This is a genomic window from Klebsiella sp. V115_8, assembly GCF_029967715.1.
Classification (GTDB): Bacteria; Pseudomonadota; Gammaproteobacteria; order Enterobacterales; family Enterobacteriaceae; genus Klebsiella; species Klebsiella quasipneumoniae.
This window is the reverse complement of the sequence record NZ_JASCAR010000038.1, coordinates 1-13,570: the sequence shown is the minus strand read 5'-3', so window position 1 is coordinate 13,570 and position 13,570 is coordinate 1. Positions and strand designations below refer to the sequence as shown.

Sequence of the window (13,570 nt, the reverse complement as noted above, 5' to 3'; positions counted from 1 at the left end):
TGTAGTGGCGTCGCCTTAGCCGTTAAACAGGGCGCGCGGCATAATATTGACTGTCTCATGCAGTTCCGACCACACGAGGACCGCCTCTCCGCGTTTCAGCTGCTGTTTTACATCGGCGACTTTATCGGCAAGTGAACGTTCATGTTCACCATAATCGGTGCCTTCGCGTAACACAAAGCTTTCAATCAGGTTATCCAGCGTTTCGGGATCCAGATCCTGCCAGGGAATAATCATACGGGAACCTCCAGCCAGCGGTTTAACCAGTCGGGAATGCGTCTTTCCAGCCACATCTCCGGTTTACGCAGGGTGCCGCCGACGAAGCCGACGTGGCCGCCTTGTTCAGTCAATTGATACTCAACGTTCGCCGGCAGTTGCTCCTGCGGGGGAATGGAGTGGTGGTCCATAAACGGGTCGTCTTTCGCATGGATGATGAGCGTCGGCTTAGTGATATCGCTGAGCCGCGGCATAGCGCTGCATTGCCGGTAATAATCCAGCGCATCGGCGAAACCATGGATTTTGGCGGTGATCATGTCGTCAAATTCCCGGATGCGGCGCATCCCTTTGAGCTGGCGTAAATCGACGGGCAGCGAGCCAGGATACGCTTTCAGCTTACGTGAGGCGTTGGCTTTTAACAGATTGAGCAGATAGCGCTGATAAACTCGCGAGAAGCCCTTATCCATATGATAGCTGCAGGCTTCCAGCATGAAAGGCGCGGAAACGATCACCGCCGCATCCAGCGGGCAGCGGTCGCCTTCTTCTGCCAGCAGGCAGCCCAGCATGTTGCCGCCCAGCGAATAGCCGACGGCGGCGGTCGGCGCGGGGCCAAACTCGCGCTGCAGCCAGTGGAGAAACCAGGTGCCATCTTCCGTTTCGCCGGAGTGATAGATGCGGTGATTGCGGTTAGGTTCGCCGCTGCAGCCGCGAAAGTGCATGACCACGCCCAGCCAGCCGCGCTGCATCGCCGCGTGGATCAGGCCATGGGCATACGGGCTGTGCAGACTCCCTTCCAGACCATGAAAGACGACGAGGCGCGGCTTGTGGCGCGCCTGGTGCGGGTCTTCGCTCCAGGCGAGATCGACAAAATCGCCGTCCGGCAGCTCAAGGCGCTGCCAGTGCGGGGTAAAGCGCAATTTACGGCGGATCAGCCGCGGCAGCATGGTTTGCAGATGACGATTGCCCACGCCGCGCATGGGATGGAACTCACGCGAATCGTTTTCGGGGGGCGTCATGTCTGTGGGGATGATTTCAACCATAGCACCAGAATAATTAATAAACGTGATGATGACTATACCGCGCAGGGCGCGCGGGAGTTAGCCAATATGTGGTCTTGTGGCCAATGACGCCCGGTGACACCGAAAACAAACCATTGATGTCATTGATGGCCTGAGCATGGGAATGGCAGAAACCCATTCTGCCCGCGCCGTCGCAGGCAGAATGATGAGGCGGCGTTAGCCTTCCTGAAGCATGCGCTCCAGCTGCTCTTGAGCCTCCAGCCAGGCCATTTCGCACTCTTCCAGCCCGGATTTCGCGCTGGCCTGCTGCTGAAGGCATTCAGTCAGTTCCGCTTTCCGCGAGGCGTCGTACAGTTCGCTGTCGCCAAGTTTCTCTTCCGCACTGGCCAGCTGCGCGTTGAGCTTGTCCATCTCTTTCTCCAGACGGGCGATCTCTTTGCGCAGCGGTTGGGTCTGGCTGCGCAGCTCCGCTTCCCGACGCTTCTGGTCTTTGCGCGCTTGCGCGCTGTTGCCGCTCTCTTTTGGCACGTCGCCGCTCTGGGACTCCTGTTTTTGCGAGTCGCTGAGCCACTGCTGATAATCGTCCAGATCGCCGTCGAACGGTTCGACTTTGCCATCGTGGACAAGGTACAGATCGTCGGTGGTGGAGCGGATCAGGTGGCGATCGTGCGATACGACCACCAGCGCCCCTTCAAAGTCGATCAGCGCTTCGGTTAAGGCCTGACGCATATCGAGGTCGAGATGGTTGGTCGGTTCGTCGAGCAGCAGCAGGTTAGGGCGCTGCCAGACGATCAGGGCCAGCACCAGACGCGCCTTTTCTCCACCGGAGAAGCGGCGGGTCTCTTCGCTGACCTTATCCCCCTGGAAACCAAAGCCGCCAAGATAATCGCGCAGCTTCTGCTCCAGCTCCTGCGGCGCCAGGCGCGCCAGGTGCTGCAGCGGCGACTCATCGGCGCGCAGGAACTCCAGCTGATGCTGGGCGAAGTAGCCGAGCTTGATGCCTTTGGCGAGGCCGATCTCGCCGCTCACGGGCTGGAGTTCGCCAGCCAGCAGCTTAATCAGCGTCGATTTCCCTGCGCCGTTGCGGCCCAGCAGGCCGATACGCGACCCCGGCACCAGATTGAGCTTAATGGAGTCGAGGATAATACGCTCGCCATAGCCGGCGCTGACTTTCTCCATCTTCAGCAGCGGGTTTGGCAGGCTCTCCGGCTGGCGGAAGCTGAAGTGGAACGGGTTATCCACGTGCGCCGGGGCGATGAGTTCCATCCGCTCCAGCATTTTAATACGGCTCTGCGCCTGCTTGGCTTTGGTGGCTTTAGCGCGGAAGCGATCGATATAGCTTTGCAGATGCGCGACACGCTGCTGCTGGCTTTCGTACATCGCCTGCTGCTGAGCGAGCCGGGTGGCGCGCTGCACTTCAAACGAGCTGTAGTTGCCGGTGTACTCAAACATCGTCTGCTGTTCGATATGGATAATTTTGTCGACGATAGGATCGAGGAAATCGCGATCGTGGGAGATCAGGATCAGCGTCCCCGTGTAGCCCTTCAGCCACTTCTCCAGCCAGATCACCGCATCAAGGTCGAGGTGGTTAGTCGGTTCATCGAGCAGCAGCAGATCGGAGCGGCAGATCAGCGCTTGCGCGAGGTTAAGACGCATACGCCAGCCGCCGGAGAAATCGCTGACCGGCCGCTCGAGCTGTTCATTGCTGAAACCCAGGCCGTGCAGCAGGCTGGCGGCGCGGGAGTGGATGGTCCAGGCGTCGATGGCGTCCAGCTTGCCGTGGACGGTGGCGATGGCATGGCCGTCGTTGCGCTCGTTAGCCTGCTGGAGCGCGGCTTCCAGCTGGCGATATTCGCGATCGCCGTCAATGACATAATCGATTGCCGGCTGCGGCAGGGCCGGGGTTTCCTGATTCACCCAGGCCAGCTGCCAGTTGCCGGGAAAGGTCATACTGCCGCCGTCAGCGCTTATCTCGTTTTTCAAAAGCGATAGCAGCGTCGATTTCCCGCAGCCGTTTTTCCCCACCAGACCGACCTTCTGGCCAGGGTTGATGGTAGCGGTGGCGTTGTCCAGCAGGACGCGTACGCCGCGACGAATTTGTAACGAGGAGAAAACAATCATAAGGCGCCGTATGTTCAGACTATGTTAATTTGTCATTATGATAATGTAGTGTGGAAGCGAATCGCTTCACCGGGCCGCCATGGTAGCCCAAAACGAAGACGATACACAAAGTCATTCTGGCTGTGTCAAAACGCCAGGGCTGTGCAGGCCGCCAGAAGACCTACGGGAGGGGAATGATGTCTCAGACAGCGAAAGTGTTGCTGCTGTATGCCCACCCAGAATCTCAGGATTCCGTGGCCAACCGGGTTTTATTACAACCGGCCTTACAGTTGCCAAACGTCACCGTGCACGATCTCTACGCGCACTATCCGGATTTTTTTATCGATATTGCTCACGAACAGGACCTGCTGCGCCAGCATGAGGTGATCGTTTTCCAGCATCCTTTATATACCTGGAGCTGTCCGGCGCTGCTCAAGGAGTGGCTGGATCGTGTCTTAAGCCGCGGCTTCGCCAGCGGCGCCGGAGGGAACGAACTGGCGGGAAAGTACTGGCGCAGCGTGATCACCACCGGCGAGCCTGAGAGCGCCTACCGTCGCGATGCGAATCGCTATCCGATGAACGATATTTTACGTCCTTTTGAACTGACCGCCGGCATGTGCCGTATGCACTGGATGAGCCCCATTATCGTCTACTGGGCCCGGCGGCAACAGCCAGAGGAGCTACGCAGCCGCGCCCTGGCCTATCGGGACTGGCTGGCCAACCCCCTTGCCGCCGGAGGTGTCCATGGCGGGATTTGATTTGCTGCTGGCGGGGGTGCTGTTTTTGTTCGCGGCCGTTATCGCCGTCCCTCTGGCTTCAAGACTGGGGATTGGCGCGGTGCTGGGCTATCTGCTGGCCGGGATCGCCATTGGTCCGTGGGGGCTCGGGTTTATCAGCGATGTGGATGAAATTCTCCATTTCTCTGAACTCGGCGTGGTGTTTCTGATGTTTATCATCGGCCTGGAGCTCAATCCCGCCAAGCTATGGCGGCTGCGAAGCTCCATCTTCGGCGTTGGCGCGGCGCAGGTGATGCTCAGCGCGGCGATCCTCGGCGGTCTGTTGATGACGACAGGATTTTCATGGCAGGCGGCGGTGGTCGGCGGGATCGGCCTGGCGATGTCCTCTACCGCGATGGCACTGCAGCTGATGCGCGAGAAGGGAATGAGCCGCAGCGAATCAGGGCAGTTAGGCTTTTCGGTCCTGCTGTTTCAGGATCTGGCGGTGATCCCGGCGCTGGCGCTGGTGCCTCTGCTGGCGGGTTCCGCGGATGAGCATGTGAACTGGCTAACGGTCGGCATGAAGGTCCTGGCGTTTGCCGGGATGCTGATTGGCGGACGCTATTTACTGCGGCCGGTGTTCCGCTTTATCGCCAGCTCCGGGGTCAGGGAAGTGTTCACTGCCGCCACGCTGCTGCTGGTCCTTGGATCAGCCCTGTTTATGGAGGCGCTGGGGCTGTCGATGGCGCTGGGTACCTTTATCGCCGGCGTGCTGCTGGCGGAAAGTGAGTATCGCCATGAACTGGAGATCGCCATCGATCCGTTCAAGGGGCTGCTGCTTGGGTTGTTCTTTATCTCCGTCGGTATGGCGCTGAACCTTGGCGTGCTGTACACCCATCTGCTGTGGGTGGCAGTGAGCGTGGCGGTGCTGGTGGCGGTAAAAATGCTGGTGCTCTATCTGCTGGCCCGTCTCTATGGCCTGCGGAGTTCCGAGCGTATGCAGTTTGCGGGCGTATTAAGCCAGGGCGGCGAGTTCGCGTTTGTCCTCTTTTCGCTGCCCGCTTCTCAGCGGTTGTTCCATCACGACCAGATGGCGCTGCTGCTGGTGGCCGTCACCTTGTCGATGATGACCACGCCGCTGCTGATGAAAGGGATCGATAAGATACTGTCGCGACGCCTGAATCCAGCGGAGGATACCGATGAGGCGCCGTGGGTAGAGGACGATAAACCGCAGGTGATTATTGTTGGCTTTGGCCGTTTCGGCCAGGTCATCGGTCGCCTGCTGATGGCCAATAAGATGCGTATTACGGTGCTGGAGCGAGACATCAGCGCGGTGAATCTGATGCGCAACTATGGCTATAAAGTCTATTTTGGCGACGCCACCCAGCTGGAACTGCTGCGCTCGGCGGGGGCGGAGGAGGCGCAGTCGATCGTCATTACCTGTAATGAGCCGGAAGACACCATGCGGCTGGTGGAGATGTGTCAACAACACTTTCCACATCTGCACATCCTGGCGCGCGCTCGCGGGCGCGTCGAGGCGCATGAGCTTCTGCAGGCCGGCGTGACGCAGTTTTCCCGTGAGACTTTCTCCAGCGCGCTGGAGCTGGGGCGTAAAGCGCTCATCACCCTCGGGATGCATCCTCACCAGGCCCAGCGCGCGCAGCTGCACTTCCGACGCCTCGATATGCGAATGCTGCGTGAGTTAATGCCGGTGCATACTGATACGGTACAGATATCACGCGTGCGGGAAGCCCGGCGCGAACTGGAAGAGATTTTTCAGCGCGAAATGCAGAAAGAGAGCCGGCAGCTGGACGGCTGGGACGAGTTTGAATAAAGGTAAATCATATGGCAGTACGTAAACGTTTTATTGCCGGGGCGAAATGTCCGGCGTGCCAGGCGCAGGATTCACTGGCGATGTGGCGTGAAAATAATGTCGATGTTGTTGAATGCGTTAAGTGCGGTCATCAGATGCGTGAGGCGGATAAAGAGGCCCGTGAGCATGTACGCAAAGAGGAGCAGGTGATTGGCATTTTTCATCCCGACTAGCGTTATCCGTCGGCTTTTTTTAAGCTAAAGGGTACACGGCAGCAGAATTCCGCTACAATCTGCGCCACTATTCTTCCCATCTCAGGAGATATCATGAAAGTAGCAAAAGACCTGGTGGTCAGCCTGGCCTATCAGGTACGTACAGAAGACGGTGTGTTGGTTGATGAGTCTCCGGTAAGCGCGCCGCTGGATTACCTGCACGGTCACGGCTCCCTGATTTCCGGCCTGGAAAACGCGCTGGATGGCCACGAAGTGGGCGACAAATTTGACGTAGCCGTTGGCGCTAACGACGCTTACGGTCAGTATGACGAAAACCTGGTGCAGCGTGTACCGAAAGACGTCTTCATGGGCGTTGATGAACTGCAGGTTGGCATGCGCTTCCTGGCGGAAACCGATCAGGGTCCGGTACCAGTAGAGATTACTGAAGTTGAAGACGACCACGTTGTGGTTGATGGCAACCACATGCTGGCAGGCCAGAACCTGAAGTTCAATGTGGAAGTTGTCGCCATCCGCGAAGCGACCGCTGAAGAGCTGGAGCACGGTCACGTGCACGGCGCGCATGGTCATGATCACGACCACGATCATGGTCACGATGGCTGCTGCGGCGGTCACGGTCACGACCACGATCATGGCCACGACCATGGTAAAGGCGGTTGCGGCGGCCACGGTGGCTGCGGTTGCCACTAATCTTCGCGCTTCGGCACGAAGACGACAAAAAAGCGGGGAGACCCGCTTTTTTTACGCCTCAATAATGCGGCGGCGGCGTCTCTTCGGCCTGGGAGGCGATATGGGAGGGTTGGGTCGCCTTCAGCTTCTCGATCATCAGACGCATATGCTCGCGCATCTTCGCCATCTCAATCTCGTGGGCGGTCACGGTTTTATTGAGGTCTTCGATGGTGATTTCCTGAAACGCCAGCCGGCTTTCCAGCTCCGCAAGGCGCGTTTCTAATGTGCTATCGTGCATGGGTAACCTCTTTAGTCTGATCCTGCGGGCGGATTCTACTTAAGTTTCCCCCGGCGCGCAGCATCGCTGCGTCCTACAGGAAACTTATTCATACAAAAATAGTCCTAAAAGAGGCGATATTCAGGAACGTCCGTATGTAGATTTTAACGGCGACGTTCTATAGTACGTTTTTTGCTTTTTACGATAACCCTGGGGTGAGAGGCCCCGGCCCTGGAGAAATGGATGAAATCACTGTTTAAAGTAACGTTGCTGGCGACCACAATGGCCGTCGCCCTGAATGCACCGCTGACCTTTGCTGCAGATACCGCGGCGAAAGCAGCCCCGGCGGCTGAGAGTAAATCGGCATTTAAAAATGACGATCAGAAATCGGCCTATGCGCTGGGCGCGTCCCTGGGGCGTTACATGGAAAACTCCCTGAAAGAACAAGAAAAACTCGGCATTAAGCTGGATAAAGCCCAGCTGATCGCCGGCGTACAGGACGCGTTTGCCGATAAGAGCAAACTGTCCGACCAGGAGATCGAACAGACTCTGCAGGCCTTTGAAACGCGCGTGAAGACCGCGGCTCAGCAGAAAATGGAAAAAGACGCCACTGAGAACGAAACCAAAGGTAAAGCTTTCCGTGACAGCTTTGCCAAAGAGAAGGGCGTGAAAACGTCGAAAACTGGCCTGCTGTATAAAGTCGAGAAAGAAGGCACTGGCGATGCGCCGAAAGACAGCGACACCGTGGTGGTTAACTACAAAGGTACGCTGATCGACGGCAAAGAGTTTGATAACTCTTATACCCGCGGCGAGCCGCTCTCTTTCCGTCTCGACGGGGTGATCCCGGGCTGGACTGAAGGCCTGAAGAACATCAAGAAAGGCGGCAAAATCAAGCTGGTCATTCCGCCAGATCTGGCCTACGGCAAAACCGGCGTCCCGGGCATCCCGGCCAACTCTACGCTGGTCTTTGATGTAGAGCTGCTGGATATCAAACCGGCGCCGAAGGCAGATGCTCAGCCGGAAGCCGCTGGCGATGCGAAAGCCGCGGACGCGAAAGCTGACGCTAAGAAGTAATCGGGTTCAGGCCGCCGTCTCGTCAGAGGCGGCGGCTTTTTTATTGAGCGCAGATATAATTAAAACTGGAAAGATCCTCAGGCGCTGTATTACTTTAGATAGCTTAATAATGATGATGAGCCTGCCCTGACAATAACGACAGGCTCCTGAAAAGGAGTGCTTTTTTTCATGTCCAGGTCGCTTTTAACCAACGAAACCAGCGAGCTTGACCTGCTGGATCAACGTCCCTTTGACCAGACCGATTTCGATATTCTTAAATCTTATGAAGCGGTGGTGGACGGGTTGGCGATGCTCATCGGTTCGCACTGTGAAATCGTGCTGCATTCTTTGCAGGATCTGAAATGCTCTGCCATCCGTATCGCCAATGGTGAACATACCGGCCGCCAAATCGGTTCACCGATTACCGATCTTGCGCTGCGCATGCTGCACGATATGACGGGCGCCGATAGCAGCGTTTCCAAATGCTACTTTACCCGCGCCAAAAGCGGCGTCCTGATGAAGTCGGTGACGATTGCCATCCGCAACCGCGATCACCGGGTGATTGGTCTGCTGTGCATCAATATGAATCTGGATGTGCCTTTTTCCCAGATCATGAGCACCTTTATTCCGCCAGAAACGCCCGAGGTTAACTCGCCGGTGAACTTTGCTTCCTCGGTTGACGATCTGGTCGCCCAGACTCTGGAATTCACCATCGAAGAGGTGAATGCCGATCGCAGCGTGTCCAACAATGCTAAAAACCGTCAAATCGTGCTGAATCTCTACGAGAAAGGGATCTTCGATATTAAAGACGCCATTAACCAGGTGGCCGATCGTCTGAACATCTCCAAGCACACCGTCTACCTCTATATTCGCCAGTTCAAAAGCGGCGATTTCCAGGGGCTGGATAAGTAATGCGTTTTGCCCTCACGGTGACCGGCCCTGCCTATGGCACGCAGCAGGCGAGCAGCGCCTGGCAATTTGCGCAGGCCGTGCTGCAGGAAGGCCATGAGCTGGCGTGCGTTTTTTTCTATCGCGAAGGCGTGCTTAACGCTAACCAGCTGACGGCGCCCGCCAGCGATGAGTTCGATCTGGTGCGCGGGTGGCAATCCCTCCACGATGAGCACGGCGTCGCGCTGCATATCTGCGTGGCGGCCGCCCTGCGTCGTGGCGTAACGGACGAGCGCGAAGCGCAACAGCTCGCTCTGCCTGGCCATAATCTGCAGCCGGGTTTTACGTTGAGCGGACTTGGCGCGCTGGCGGAAGCGGCGCTTACTTGCGATCGGATGGTACAGTTTTGATGAAACGTGTGGCTTTCGTTTTTTCCTCCGCGCCGCACGGCAGCGCCGCCGGCAGGGAAGGCCTCGACGCCTTATTAGCCACCTCCGCCCTCACCGACGAGATTGGCGTATTTTTCGTGGGCGACGGCGTGTTTCAGCTGTTGCCCGCTCAGCGGCCTGGCGCTGTGCTGGCCCGCGATTACATCGCCACTTTTAAACTGCTGTCGCTATATGATATCGACCAGTGCTGGCTGTGCGCCGAGTCGGCGCGAGAGCGCGGCCTGGACCCCGCGACACCGTGGGTGGTGGATGTCGAATGCCTGGCGCCGGATGCCCTGCGCGCCCGTCTGCATGAATTTGATGTGATTTTGCGTTTCTGAGGCCCCCATGCTCCATACGCTCAGTGTTTCTCCCTGGCATGCCGATATCGCAGCAATGCTTCGCTTGATGGAGCAGGGTGACGATCTGTTACTGCTGTCTGATGGCGTCGCGGCGGCTATCGCCGGCGGTCGCTTCCTTGAGATCCTGCAATCCGCCCCCATAACCCTTTACGTGCTGCAAGACGACGTTGACGCCCGCGGGCTAACTGGTCAAATTGCGGACAGTGTCGGCAGGGTTAGCTATACTGATTTCGTCAGACTCACAGTCAAACATGCCGGTCAGTTGGCCTGGTGATGGCGGGATCGTTGTATATTTCTTGACACCTTTTCGGCACCGCCCTAAAATTCTGCGTCCTCATAATATATGAGGCGATTTATTACGTGTTTACGAAGCAAAAGCTAAAACCAGGAGCTATTTAATGGCAACAATTAACCAGCTGGTACGCAAACCACGCGCGCGCAAAGTTGCAAAGAGCAACGTGCCAGCGCTGGAAGCCTGCCCGCAGAAACGTGGCGTATGTACTCGCGTATATACCACCACTCCTAAGAAACCGAACTCCGCACTGCGTAAAGTTTGCCGTGTGCGTCTGACTAACGGTTTCGAAGTCACCTCCTACATCGGTGGTGAAGGTCACAACCTGCAGGAGCACTCCGTGATCCTGATCCGTGGCGGTCGTGTTAAAGACCTTCCGGGTGTTCGTTACCACACCGTTCGTGGTGCGCTTGACTGCTCCGGCGTTAAAGACCGTAAGCAGGCTCGCTCCAAGTACGGCGTGAAGCGTCCTAAGGCTTAATGGTTCTCCGTTAAGTAAGGCCAAACTGATTTATCTTAATGTCATACTAAACTCTTAGAGTTTTGGACAATCCTGAATTAACAACGGAGTATTTCCATGCCACGTCGTCGCGTCATTGGTCAGCGTAAAATTCTGCCGGATCCGAAGTTCGGATCAGAACTGCTGGCTAAATTTGTCAATATCCTGATGGTAGATGGTAAAAAATCTACTGCAGAAACTATCGTATACAGCGCGCTGGAGACCCTGGCTCAGCGTTCTGGTAAATCTGAACTGGAAGCCTTCGAAGTTGCGCTCGAAAACGTGCGCCCGACTGTCGAAGTTAAGTCCCGCCGCGTAGGTGGTTCTACTTATCAGGTTCCAGTTGAAGTTCGTCCGGTCCGTCGTAATGCCCTGGCAATGCGTTGGATCGTTGAAGCTGCTCGTAAACGCGGTGATAAATCCATGGCTCTGCGCCTGGCGAACGAACTCACTGATGCTGCAGACAACAAAGGTACTGCAGTTAAGAAACGTGAAGACGTTCACCGTATGGCCGAAGCCAACAAGGCGTTCGCTCACTACCGTTGGTAATCCCTTCGGAGTCATAGTCACCAGGCGGGCGCTTCAGATGAGTCGCCCGCTCTGGATAACTTAACTGAACGCCTAAAGAAATAAACGAGGAATCAAATGGCTCGTACAACACCCATCGCACGCTACCGTAACATCGGTATCAGTGCGCACATCGACGCCGGTAAAACCACTACTACCGAACGTATTCTGTTCTACACCGGTGTAAACCACAAAATCGGTGAAGTTCATGACGGCGCCGCTACCATGGACTGGATGGAGCAGGAGCAGGAACGTGGTATCACCATCACTTCCGCTGCGACTACTGCATTCTGGTCTGGTATGGCTAAGCAGTATGAACCGCACCGTGTAAACATCATCGACACCCCGGGGCACGTTGACTTCACTATCGAAGTAGAACGTTCCATGCGTGTTCTTGATGGTGCGGTAATGGTTTACTGCGCAGTTGGTGGTGTTCAGCCGCAGTCTGAAACCGTATGGCGTCAGGCAAACAAATATAAAGTTCCGCGCATCGCGTTCGTTAACAAAATGGACCGCATGGGCGCTAACTTCCTGAAAGTTGTTGGTCAGATCAAAACCCGTCTGGGCGCGAACCCGGTTCCGCTGCAGCTGGCAATTGGTGCTGAAGAAGGTTTCACCGGCGTTGTTGACCTGGTGAAAATGAAAGCCATCAACTGGAACGATGCAGACCAGGGCGTAACCTTCGAATACGAAGATATCCCGGCTGACATGCAGGATCTGGCTGACGAATGGCACCAGAACCTGATCGAGTCCGCAGCTGAAGCTTCTGAAGAGCTGATGGAAAAATACCTGGGTGGTGAAGAACTGACTGAAGAAGAGATCAAAAAAGCTCTGCGTCAGCGCGTTCTGAACAACGAAATCATCCTGGTAACCTGTGGTTCTGCGTTCAAGAACAAAGGTGTTCAGGCGATGCTGGATGCGGTAATTGACTACCTGCCATCCCCTGTTGACGTTCCGGCGATCAACGGCATCCTGGACGACGGTAAAGATACTCCGGCTGAGCGTCACGCAAGCGACGACGAGCCGTTCTCTGCACTGGCGTTCAAAATCGCTACTGACCCGTTCGTGGGCAACCTGACCTTCTTCCGCGTGTACTCCGGTGTGGTTAACTCTGGTGATACCGTACTGAACTCCGTGAAAGCTGCACGTGAGCGTTTCGGTCGTATCGTACAGATGCACGCTAACAAACGTGAAGAGATCAAAGAAGTTCGCGCGGGCGACATCGCTGCTGCAATCGGTCTGAAAGACGTAACTACTGGTGACACCCTGTGTAACCCGGATGCGCCGATCATTCTGGAGCGTATGGAATTCCCTGAGCCGGTAATCTCCATCGCCGTTGAGCCGAAAACCAAAGCTGACCAGGAAAAAATGGGTCTGGCTCTGGGTCGTCTGGCTAAAGAAGACCCGTCTTTCCGCGTATGGACTGACGAAGAGTCTAACCAGACCATTATCGCCGGTATGGGTGAGCTGCACCTCGACATCATCGTTGACCGTATGAAGCGTGAATTCAACGTTGAAGCGAACGTCGGTAAACCTCAGGTTGCTTACCGTGAAGCAATTCGCGCGAAAGTTACCGATATCGAAGGTAAACACGCCAAGCAGTCTGGTGGTCGTGGTCAGTACGGTCACGTTGTGATCGACATGTACCCGCTGGAGCCGGGCTCTAACCCGAAAGGTTACGAGTTCATCAACGACATCAAAGGTGGTGTAATTCCTGGCGAATACATCCCGGCCGTTGATAAAGGCATCCAGGAACAGCTGAAAGCTGGTCCGCTGGCAGGTTACCCGGTAGTTGATATGGGTATCCGTCTGCACTTCGGTTCTTACCACGACGTTGACTCCTCTGAGCTGGCGTTTAAACTGGCTGCGTCTATTGCCTTTAAAGAAGGCTTTAAGAAAGCAAAACCAGTTCTGCTTGAGCCGATCATGAAGGTTGAAGTAGAAACTCCGGAAGAGAACACTGGTGACGTTATCGGTGACTTGAGCCGTCGTCGCGGTATGCTGCGCGGTCAGGAATCCGAAGTAACCGGCGTTAAGATCCACGCTGAAGTACCGCTGTCCGAAATGTTCGGTTATGCAACTCAGCTGCGTTCTCTGACCAAAGGTCGTGCATCATACACCATGGAATTCCTGAAGTATGATGATGCGCCGAACAACGTTGCTCAGGCCGTTATTGAAGCCCGTGGTAAATAATCCACAGGATTAAAACCTAAGTCCCGTGCTCTCTCCGAAGGGGAGAGCACTATAGTAAGGAATATAGCCGTGTCTAAAGAAAAATTTGAACGTACAAAACCGCACGTCAACGTTGGTACTATCGGCCACGTTGACCATGGTAAAACTACCCTGACTGCTGCCATCACTACCGTTCTGGCTAAAACCTACGGTGGTTCCGCTCGCGCATTCGACCAGATCGATAACGCGCCGGAAGAAAAAGCTCGTGGTAT

Annotated in this window: 17 protein-coding genes; 13 read left to right on the top strand and 4 right to left on the bottom strand. The window is 55.9% G+C overall.

The features are described from left to right. Positions 1 to 15 precede the first annotated feature (15 nt). The 3 genes from QLG03_RS17385 to QLG03_RS17375 all read right to left on the bottom strand — a co-directional run bounded on the left by QLG03_RS17385 (position 16) and on the right by QLG03_RS17375 (position 3,353). Positions 16 to 234 carry a YheU family protein gene (locus tag QLG03_RS17385; protein ID WP_002920151.1) on the bottom strand — a complete coding sequence of 73 codons (219 nt, stop codon included), beginning with the start codon at positions 232 to 234 and terminating at the stop codon, positions 16 to 18. Next, a complete protein-coding gene (locus QLG03_RS17380) occupies positions 231 to 1,229 on the bottom strand; it encodes a hydrolase (RefSeq protein WP_072096663.1) in 999 nt (332 codons plus the stop codon). Before QLG03_RS17380 ends, QLG03_RS17385 begins: the two co-directional genes overlap by 4 nt. A gap of 219 nt (positions 1,230 to 1,448) precedes the next feature. Further along, positions 1,449 to 3,353: an ABC transporter ATP-binding protein gene (locus QLG03_RS17375; RefSeq protein WP_255989208.1), complete on the bottom strand. Its 1,905-nt coding sequence runs from the start codon at positions 3,351 to 3,353 to the stop codon at positions 1,449 to 1,451. A gap of 173 nt (positions 3,354 to 3,526) precedes the next feature. On the opposite strand from QLG03_RS17375, the gene kefG reads away from it, so the two are divergent. From kefG to slyD, 4 genes are all read left to right on the top strand, one after another. After that, on the top strand, positions 3,527 to 4,090 hold the full coding sequence (gene kefG, locus QLG03_RS17370; RefSeq protein WP_004202208.1) for a glutathione-regulated potassium-efflux system ancillary protein KefG: 564 nt from the start codon (positions 3,527 to 3,529) through the stop codon (positions 4,088 to 4,090). Further along, positions 4,077 to 5,882, top strand: coding sequence for a glutathione-regulated potassium-efflux system protein KefB (kefB, locus tag QLG03_RS17365; RefSeq protein WP_072413870.1), 1,806 nt, complete (start codon positions 4,077 to 4,079; stop codon positions 5,880 to 5,882). Before kefG ends, kefB begins: the two co-directional genes overlap by 14 nt. 11 nt (positions 5,883 to 5,893) lie before the next feature. After that, complete coding sequence (locus QLG03_RS17360) at positions 5,894 to 6,094, top strand: YheV family putative zinc ribbon protein (RefSeq protein WP_002920143.1); 201 nt, start codon at positions 5,894 to 5,896, stop codon at positions 6,092 to 6,094. A gap of 93 nt (positions 6,095 to 6,187) precedes the next feature. Then, positions 6,188 to 6,781, top strand: coding sequence for a peptidylprolyl isomerase (gene slyD / locus QLG03_RS17355; protein ID WP_004202213.1), 594 nt, complete (start codon positions 6,188 to 6,190; stop codon positions 6,779 to 6,781). 58 nt (positions 6,782 to 6,839) lie between these two features. Here the strand turns inward: slyD and QLG03_RS17350 are convergent, their stop codons facing one another. Next, a complete protein-coding gene (locus QLG03_RS17350) occupies positions 6,840 to 7,058 on the bottom strand; it encodes a protein SlyX (RefSeq protein ID WP_002920136.1) in 219 nt (72 codons plus the stop codon). A gap of 222 nt (positions 7,059 to 7,280) precedes the next feature. Between QLG03_RS17350 and fkpA the strand changes: the two genes are divergently transcribed. The 9 genes from fkpA to QLG03_RS17305 form a co-directional block, all read left to right on the top strand. Next, entirely contained in the window at positions 7,281 to 8,111 is an 831-nt protein-coding gene (gene fkpA / locus QLG03_RS17345) for an FKBP-type peptidyl-prolyl cis-trans isomerase (RefSeq protein WP_004202215.1), read from the top strand. Positions 8,112 to 8,279: 168 nt separating this feature from the next. Beyond that, positions 8,280 to 9,002: a transcriptional regulator gene (locus tag QLG03_RS17340; protein ID WP_002920130.1), complete on the top strand. Its 723-nt coding sequence runs from the start codon at positions 8,280 to 8,282 to the stop codon at positions 9,000 to 9,002. Continuing rightward, positions 9,002 to 9,388 carry a sulfurtransferase complex subunit TusD gene (gene tusD / locus QLG03_RS17335; protein ID WP_002920128.1) on the top strand — a complete coding sequence of 129 codons (387 nt, stop codon included), beginning with the start codon at positions 9,002 to 9,004 and terminating at the stop codon, positions 9,386 to 9,388. The genes QLG03_RS17340 and tusD overlap by 1 nt, the downstream gene beginning before the upstream one ends. Next, positions 9,388 to 9,747: a sulfurtransferase complex subunit TusC gene (gene tusC / locus QLG03_RS17330; protein ID WP_032454214.1), complete on the top strand. Its 360-nt coding sequence runs from the start codon at positions 9,388 to 9,390 to the stop codon at positions 9,745 to 9,747. Before tusD ends, tusC begins: the two co-directional genes overlap by 1 nt. Before the next feature lie 7 nt (positions 9,748 to 9,754). Then, positions 9,755 to 10,042 carry a sulfurtransferase complex subunit TusB gene (gene tusB / locus QLG03_RS17325; RefSeq protein ID WP_004202221.1) on the top strand — a complete coding sequence of 96 codons (288 nt, stop codon included), beginning with the start codon at positions 9,755 to 9,757 and terminating at the stop codon, positions 10,040 to 10,042. Positions 10,043 to 10,166: 124 nt separating this feature from the next. Beyond that, on the top strand, positions 10,167 to 10,541 hold the full coding sequence (rpsL, locus tag QLG03_RS17320) for a 30S ribosomal protein S12 (RefSeq protein ID WP_002920115.1): 375 nt from the start codon (positions 10,167 to 10,169) through the stop codon (positions 10,539 to 10,541). 96 nt (positions 10,542 to 10,637) lie between these two features. Next, positions 10,638 to 11,108 carry a 30S ribosomal protein S7 gene (gene rpsG, locus QLG03_RS17315; RefSeq protein WP_002920113.1) on the top strand — a complete coding sequence of 157 codons (471 nt, stop codon included), beginning with the start codon at positions 10,638 to 10,640 and terminating at the stop codon, positions 11,106 to 11,108. A gap of 96 nt (positions 11,109 to 11,204) precedes the next feature. Beyond that, positions 11,205 to 13,319, top strand: coding sequence for an elongation factor G (gene fusA / locus QLG03_RS17310; protein ID WP_023291175.1), 2,115 nt, complete (start codon positions 11,205 to 11,207; stop codon positions 13,317 to 13,319). A 69-nt stretch (positions 13,320 to 13,388) separates the two neighbouring features. Continuing rightward, positions 13,389 to 13,570, top strand: a 182-nt coding sequence (locus QLG03_RS17305) for a GTP-binding protein (protein ID WP_010287081.1), incomplete at its 3' end; no start/stop codon positions are given.

What these genes read in the sequence shown, in the direction of transcription:
- QLG03_RS17340 (WP_002920130.1), top strand. Translation starts at nt 8,280, where the DNA reads ATGTCCAGGTCGCTTTTAACCAACGAAACCAGCGAGCTTGACCTGCTG.
- fkpA (WP_004202215.1), top strand. Translation starts at nt 7,281, where the DNA reads ATGAAATCACTGTTTAAAGTAACGTTGCTGGCGACCACAATGGCCGTC.
- kefG (WP_004202208.1), top strand. Translation starts at nt 3,527, where the DNA reads ATGATGTCTCAGACAGCGAAAGTGTTGCTGCTGTATGCCCACCCAGAA.
- rpsG (WP_002920113.1), top strand. Translation starts at nt 10,638, where the DNA reads ATGCCACGTCGTCGCGTCATTGGTCAGCGTAAAATTCTGCCGGATCCG.
- tusB (WP_004202221.1), top strand. Translation starts at nt 9,755, where the DNA reads ATGCTCCATACGCTCAGTGTTTCTCCCTGGCATGCCGATATCGCAGCA.
- tusD (WP_002920128.1), top strand. Translation starts at nt 9,002, where the DNA reads ATGCGTTTTGCCCTCACGGTGACCGGCCCTGCCTATGGCACGCAGCAG.
- kefB (WP_072413870.1), top strand. Translation starts at nt 4,077, where the DNA reads ATGGCGGGATTTGATTTGCTGCTGGCGGGGGTGCTGTTTTTGTTCGCG.
- fusA (WP_023291175.1), top strand. Translation starts at nt 11,205, where the DNA reads ATGGCTCGTACAACACCCATCGCACGCTACCGTAACATCGGTATCAGT.
- QLG03_RS17360 (WP_002920143.1), top strand. Translation starts at nt 5,894, where the DNA reads ATGGCAGTACGTAAACGTTTTATTGCCGGGGCGAAATGTCCGGCGTGC.
- QLG03_RS17375 (WP_255989208.1), bottom strand. Translation starts at nt 3,353, where the DNA reads ATGATTGTTTTCTCCTCGTTACAAATTCGTCGCGGCGTACGCGTCCTG.
- QLG03_RS17350 (WP_002920136.1), bottom strand. Translation starts at nt 7,058, where the DNA reads ATGCACGATAGCACATTAGAAACGCGCCTTGCGGAGCTGGAAAGCCGG.
- tusC (WP_032454214.1), top strand. Translation starts at nt 9,388, where the DNA reads ATGAAACGTGTGGCTTTCGTTTTTTCCTCCGCGCCGCACGGCAGCGCC.
- slyD (WP_004202213.1), top strand. Translation starts at nt 6,188, where the DNA reads ATGAAAGTAGCAAAAGACCTGGTGGTCAGCCTGGCCTATCAGGTACGT.
- rpsL (WP_002920115.1), top strand. Translation starts at nt 10,167, where the DNA reads ATGGCAACAATTAACCAGCTGGTACGCAAACCACGCGCGCGCAAAGTT.
- QLG03_RS17385 (WP_002920151.1), bottom strand. Translation starts at nt 234, where the DNA reads ATGATTATTCCCTGGCAGGATCTGGATCCCGAAACGCTGGATAACCTG.
- QLG03_RS17380 (WP_072096663.1), bottom strand. Translation starts at nt 1,229, where the DNA reads ATGACGCCCCCCGAAAACGATTCGCGTGAGTTCCATCCCATGCGCGGC.